The sequence below is a fragment of the Streptosporangium nondiastaticum genome, assembly GCF_003011965.1.
Taxonomy (GTDB): domain Bacteria; phylum Actinomycetota; class Actinomycetes; order Streptomycetales; family Streptomycetaceae; genus Streptomyces; species Streptomyces nondiastaticus.
This window is the reverse complement of sequence record NZ_PXWG01000073.1, coordinates 24,904-30,903: the sequence shown is the minus strand read 5'-3', so window position 1 is coordinate 30,903 and position 6,000 is coordinate 24,904. Positions and strand designations below refer to the sequence as shown.

Sequence of the window (6,000 nt, the reverse complement as noted above, 5' to 3'; positions counted from 1 at the left end):
CCCGCGCGCGGCGCCCTCCACCTGCTCGGCGCGCCGCCCGGCGCGGTGGCCGTCGTCACCCCGCGGCTCGTCACCGCCTACGGGCCCGGCGACGGCGACCTCCGCTGGCACCGCGAGGCGGGCCCCGGCTGCGCCTTCGACCCCACCCGCACGGCCCACCACGCGGGCCTCCTCCTCATCGCCCGCCACTGCGCTCCCGGAACGCCCTGGACGTCCCGCATCGCAGCGGTCTCAGCGACGGCGCCGTTCGCCTAGCGGCGTGGCGGCGGGGGTGCCTTTGCCGGGGGTGCCGGCGGATCCGCTGCCGTCGCCGCGGCAGCTTCTTCCGCCGCAACGGCGAGACGCCCGACGGTGGATCCCGGCGGTGCCGAGCCGGCCGCGGGCCGCCGCGTACCGGCCGCGCCGGCAAAAACTTTCCGCCGCAATGGCGAGATGCTCGATGGCGGCTGCCGGCGGTGCCGAGCCGGCCGCGGGCCGCCGCGTATCGGCCGCGCCGGCAAAATTTCTCCGCCGCCACGGCGAGACGCCCGACGGCGGCTCCCGGCGGCGCCGAACCGGGCTCACAGCCGCTGCCCCGGGCCGAGCCCCGGTACGGCACCGCCGGGATCCGCCGTCGTGGCTGATCAACGCCGCGGCGGAGGCATAGGGCGGGACGCCCATTGACCAGCTGATCAGCCCGGCGAGCCGTTGGACGCGGCGGAGTGATGGGGGGCGTGGCGCTCACGGGCCGGACCCGGCAGCCGCAGGAAGGCGCGGCGGGGCTGCGGGCGCGCGCAGCGCCCCCGCACCGTTCCACGCCCCTGCGGAGCCGGGCCGTGGCCGGCCCCGGAAGTCGGTTGCGCTTCACCGTTAGACTGATGGGCATGGCATTCCTCCTCGTGCATTAGACGGCGCCGGCCGCCCGCCGCCCGCGCCCACCGGGGCGCGCCCCGCGCGCGGCCGAGTTCACTCCCGTCCCCACCGCCGTCCACCACGCCCTGGAGTAATCCCCGTGATCACCGCTTCCGGCATCGAGCTGCGCGCCGGCGCCCGCATCCTCATCGAGAACGCGTCCTTCCGCATCGCCAAGGGCGACCGCATCGGCCTCGTCGGCCGCAACGGCGCGGGCAAGACCACCCTCACCAAGTGCCTCGCCGGCGAGGGCATGCCCGCGGGCGGCACGATCTCCCGCTCCGGCGAGGTCGGCTACCTCCCGCAGGACCCCCGCACCGGCGACCTCGACGTCCTCGCCCGCGACCGCATCCTCTCCGCCCGCGGCCTGGACACCGTCCTGCGCAAGATGCGCGAGAACGAGGACCGCATGGCCAACGGCAAGGGCGCCACCCGCGACAACGCGATGAAGAAGTACGCCCGCCTGGAGACCGAGTTCCTCACCAAGGGCGGCTACGCCGCCGAGGCGGAGGCCGCCACCATCGCGGCCGCCCTCGGCCTGCCCGACCGCATCCTCGGGCAGCCCCTGCACACCCTCTCCGGCGGTCAGCGCCGCCGCGTCGAGCTGGCCCGGATCCTCTTCTCGGACGCCGACATCCTGCTCCTGGACGAGCCGACCAACCACCTCGACGCCGACTCCATCGCCTGGCTGCGCGACTACCTCAAGACGTACCGCGGCGGCTTCATCGTCATCTCCCACGACGTCGACCTCGTCGAGACCGTGGTCAACAAGGTCTTCTACCTCGACGCCAACCGGTCGCAGATCGACGTCTACAACATGGGCTGGAAGCTCTACCAGCAGCAGCGCGAGGCCGACGAGAAGCGCCGCAAGCGCGAGCGCCAGAACGCCGAGAAGAAGGCCGCGGCCCTCAACTCGCAGGCCGACAAGATGCGCGCCAAGGCCACCAAGACCGTCGCCGCGCAGAACATGGCCAAGCGCGCCGAGCGGCTGCTCAAGGGCCTGGACGAGATCCGCGTCTCCGACAAGGTCGCCAAGCTCCGCTTCCCGGACCCCGCGCCGTGCGGCAAGACGCCGCTCACCGCCGAGGGCCTGTCCAAGTCCTACGGCTCCCTGGAGATCTTCACCGACGTCGACCTGGCCATCGACAAGGGCTCCCGCGTCGTCATCCTCGGCCTCAACGGCGCCGGCAAGACCACGCTGCTGCGCCTGCTCGCCGGCGCCGAGAAGCCCGACACCGGCGCCGTCACCCCCGGCCACGGCCTCAAGCTGGGCTACTACGCCCAGGAGCACGAGACGCTGGACCCGGACCGCTCGGTCCTGGAGAACATGCGCTCCTCCGCGCCCGACCTCGACCTCGTCGAGGTCCGCAAGGTGCTGGGCTCCTTCCTGTTCTCCGGCGACGACGTCGACAAGCCCGCGGGCGTGCTGTCCGGCGGCGAGAAGACCCGGCTGGCCCTGGCCACCCTGGTCGTCTCCTCCGCCAACGTGCTGCTGCTCGACGAGCCCACCAACAACCTCGACCCGGCCAGCCGCGAGGAGATCCTCGGCGCGCTGCGCACGTACAAGGGTGCGGTCGTGCTGGTGACCCACGACGAGGGCGCCGTCGACGCGCTGGAGCCGGAGCGGATCATCCTGCTGCCGGACGGCGTCGAGGACCTCTGGGGCCCGGACTACGCGGATCTGGTCGCCCTCGCCTGATCCGGGGCCGTGACGGCCGTCGCCTTCCCGCCCGAGCCCTGCCCAGGGCCCGGGCGCTCCGTAGCGCTCCGTGACGGGCGTGATCGGTGCCGTCCCGATCATTCGGCCGACGGGTGATCCATCATCTGAGTGAGTGCGGCTCGTACCCCGCTGCCGCCCGCTGCCCCGGCGCACGACCCGTGCCATGCGCCGGGGCGTTCGCACCGCCGGTCGGGAGTGCCCCGTCTGACCTGCCCCTTCGCTACGCCACCCGTACGGCCGTACGAGCGCGACCGTTCGGAATTACCTGCTCCGAGGCCTGTGGACGCCGGAAATCGGGGCCGCCGGGGGCCGCGGACTTCTCATGGACCTTGTCGAATGGGTGGCCAGGAGGCCGTATAGGGGTGATCATGAGAGTCAAGAGGCGCATCTCCCATGAGGAGGCACGGGTGGCCGAGACTCTGAAGAAGGGCAGCCGGGTGACCGGCGCCGCGCGCGAGAAGCTCGCGGCAGACCTGAAGAAGAAGTACGACTCCGGTGCGAGCATCAGGGCGCTGGCCGAAGAGACCGGCCGCTCCTACGGCTTCGTTCACCGGATGCTCAGTGAATCCGGCGTGATCCTCCGGGGTCGCGGCGGAGCGACGCGCGGCAAGAAGGCCGCCTCGGCCTGACGCCCCGCGCACCCAGGGCACCGACAGTGTGGGCAGTGCCACCCGGTCGGTCGAGCAGTCGACCGGGTGGTTACTGTGCAGTCACCTACTGTGCAGTAGCCCGATCGGAGGCCCTTCGATGACCGCCCCCAACGACAAGACTCTGCTCGACACCCTGCTCGACCGTGACGGCGTCCGGCTCACCGTGGACGACGCGGTGGCCACCGTCACCCTGACCAACCCCGCCAAGCGCAACGCCCAGTCGCCTGCGCTCTGGCGGGCCCTGACCGAAGCCGGACGGCTGCTCCCGGGCAGCGTCCGGGTCGTCGTGCTGCGCGGGGAGGGCCAGTCCTTCTCCGCCGGGCTCGACCGGCAGGCCTTCACCCCCGAGGGCTTCGAGGGCGAGCCCTCCTTCATCGACCTGGCCCGCGGCAGCGACGAGGCGCTCGACGCCGAGATCTCCGCGTACCAGTCCGCGTTCACCTGGTGGCGGCGCAACGACATCGTCTCCATCGCCGCCGTCCAGGGCCATGCGATAGGCGCCGGCTTCCAGCTCGCGCTCGCCTGTGACCTGCGGGTCTGCGCGGAGGACGTGCAGTTCGCCATGCGCGAGACCAGCCTGGGCCTCGTGCCGGACCTCGGCGGCACGCAGCCGCTGGTCTCCCTCGTCGGCTACGCCCGCGCGCTGGAGATCTGCGCCACCGGCCGCTTCGTGCGCGCCGCGGAGGCCGAGCGCTCCGGGCTCGCCAACCTCGTGGTGCCGGCCGGCGAGCTCGACGGCGCCGTCCACGACCTCGCCGCGGCGATCCTCGCCGCCCCGCGGGACGCCGTCGTCGAGACCAAGGCGCTGCTGCGGGGCGCGGCCGGGCGCACGTACGACGAGCAGCGGGTGGCGGAGCGGGCCGCGCAGGGGCGGCGGCTGCGGGATCTGGCGGGCGTGGGGGAGTAGCGGAGGCTCGCCCCGGGGGCGCGCGTCCGGGTCAGCCCCGGACGCGGACCCCGTAGCGGGTGCGCAGCACGTGCAGCTCCCAGTACGACACGGCCGTGACGGACAGCGGGCCGCCGAGGAACGCGGCGATCTTCACGGCCACCGGCCCGTTCGGCAGGCCGTCGCCGAGCTGGGCGAGGTTCAGCACCCACACGAGGACGGCCGTGAGGACGGCCGGCAGGGCGGCGTGGACGTCGGCCGTGTTGAAGGCGTAGCGGGCGGCGGCGCCCGAGGCGAAGAAGAGGAAGGCGGCTGTCCAGATCAGCAGGGGGATGCCCGCGATCAGGACGGCCAGGAAGATCACGGCCTGGATCACGAAGATCCCCTCCAGCACCTTGCTCAGCCCGAGGAGCAGCAGCACCGCACCGGTCACGCCGATCGGTATGCCCAGGTACCAGCCGATGGCCCGGAGCGGGTAGCGCAGCCGGGAGCGCAGCACGGGGCGATGCTGCGGCGGCGCGTACCAGATGAACCCGCCGATCACGAGCGGGCCGACGAGGATCAGCACCAGGGGTGCCAGGAACAGCTTGGTGAAGCCGTCCTCGAACACGGCGCTCCAGCCGCCGTCCACGCCGTAGACGGATATCAGCAGGAACGTCGTGAGCGCGCCGACGGCGGCCCGTGCCTTCTGGACGCGGCCTACGACGGGGTCGATGACACGGCCGGGGCCGGGAGCGGCGAAGATGCCGTTGGCGTGGCGGCGGGCGTGCCGCGCGAGGCTCAGCCCGTTGCCCATCAGCAGATGTCTCAGCGCCATGCGGTGTTTCCCCCTGTGGTGCGGTTGTCGCTCGTCGAGCCGTCAGGTCGTGGGGCGTCAGGTTTTAGGGCGTCAGGTTTTGGGGCGTCAGGAATTTCCGCGGAAGCGTGTCCGGGGCTTACGCGGCGCCGGCTCCGCGGATGCGTACGCCGTGGCGCGTGCGCAGGACGTACAGCTCCCAGGCGGAGAGGGCGGTGACGGAGAGCGGGCCGCCGAGGAACGCGGCGATCTTCACGTACAGGGGGCCGTTGGGCAGGCCGTCGCCCAGCGGGAACGTGCTCGTCCCGTCCCCCGCCATGTGTGCCCCTCTCCGGGGCATGCCGCCGCCCCGCCGCCTGGATCGATCAAGGCGGGATTCTATCGCTGTGGGCATGACACTCAGGGCCGGTGGTGCCCCCTGTGACCTGCCCCGATGCCGTCGTGCGCCCGGCGCGCCGCCGCCCCGGCGGCTCACTCCGGCCGGGGCCCGCTCCGGTCGTTTCCCCCGGATCCCCCGAGCGGGCCGGGGAATGCGCACCTAAGGTGGCAAAGGGAGCCCACGGCCCATGGCCCGTAGCCGAGAGAGGCGAATGGACGATGAGCGAGACCGTGTACAGCAGCGAGAGCGTTCCGACCGCCCCGGCCGACCGCGGCCGCACCACGATCGCCGACGGTGTGGTGGAGAAGATAGCCGGGCTCGCGGCCCGTGACGTCGTCGGCGTCCACGCGATGGGCAGCGGCCTCTCGCGGACGTTCGGGGCCGTCCGGGACCGGGTGCCGGGCGGCAGCAGGTCGGTCGCGCGCGGTGTGAAGGCCGAGGTCGGCGAGGTCCAGACGGCCCTCGACCTGGAGATCGTCGTGGACTACGGGGTGGCGATCGCCGACGTCGCCCGGTCCGTGCGGGAGAACGTCATCGGGGCGGTGGAGCGGATGACCGGGCTGGAGGTCGTCGAGGTCAACATCGCCGTCACCGACGTCAAGCTGCCCGACGAGGAAGAGGACGAGCCGGAGCCGAGGCTTCAGTAGGTCCGGTCCCGTCTTCAGTGGAGGAGCTCGC

The 6,000-nt window shown here is 72.8% G+C and carries 7 protein-coding genes; 5 read left to right on the top strand and 2 right to left on the bottom strand.

Features of this window, described 5'->3' with window-relative positions; translation table 11 throughout:
- From B7P34_RS37600 to B7P34_RS23035, 4 genes are all read left to right on the top strand, one after another.
- A partial coding sequence (locus B7P34_RS37600; RefSeq protein WP_223268127.1) for a hypothetical protein occupies positions 1 to 255 on the top strand: 255 nt, incomplete at its 5' end.
- 736 nt (positions 256 to 991) lie between these two features.
- On the top strand, positions 992 to 2,590 hold the full coding sequence (locus B7P34_RS23045) for an ABC-F family ATP-binding cassette domain-containing protein (protein ID WP_106679369.1): 1,599 nt from the start codon (positions 992 to 994) through the stop codon (positions 2,588 to 2,590).
- 428 nt (positions 2,591 to 3,018) lie between these two features.
- The gene (locus tag B7P34_RS23040; protein ID WP_030366669.1) at positions 3,019 to 3,240 is read left to right on the top strand and encodes a helix-turn-helix domain-containing protein; all 222 of its coding nucleotides are present in this window, start codon (positions 3,019 to 3,021) and stop codon (positions 3,238 to 3,240) included.
- Between the two features lie 118 nt (positions 3,241 to 3,358).
- Positions 3,359 to 4,168, top strand: a complete 810-nt coding sequence (locus B7P34_RS23035) for an enoyl-CoA hydratase/isomerase family protein (RefSeq protein WP_106679366.1) — start codon at positions 3,359 to 3,361, stop codon at positions 4,166 to 4,168.
- Between the two features lie 31 nt (positions 4,169 to 4,199).
- On the opposite strand, the gene B7P34_RS23030 is transcribed toward B7P34_RS23035, so the two are convergent.
- Together B7P34_RS23030 and B7P34_RS23025 are read right to left on the bottom strand one after the other, a co-directional pair.
- Positions 4,200 to 4,964: a hypothetical protein gene (locus B7P34_RS23030; RefSeq protein WP_106679364.1), complete on the bottom strand. Its 765-nt coding sequence runs from the start codon at positions 4,962 to 4,964 to the stop codon at positions 4,200 to 4,202.
- 118 nt (positions 4,965 to 5,082) lie between these two features.
- The gene (locus B7P34_RS23025) at positions 5,083 to 5,262 is read right to left on the bottom strand and encodes a hypothetical protein (protein ID WP_106679362.1); all 180 of its coding nucleotides are present in this window, start codon (positions 5,260 to 5,262) and stop codon (positions 5,083 to 5,085) included.
- 278 nt (positions 5,263 to 5,540) lie between these two features.
- Here B7P34_RS23025 and B7P34_RS23020 point away from each other — a divergent pair, with 278 nt between their 5' ends.
- Complete coding sequence (locus B7P34_RS23020; protein WP_106679360.1) at positions 5,541 to 5,969, top strand: Asp23/Gls24 family envelope stress response protein; 429 nt, start codon at positions 5,541 to 5,543, stop codon at positions 5,967 to 5,969.
- The last annotated feature ends 31 nt before the right edge of the window (positions 5,970 to 6,000 follow it).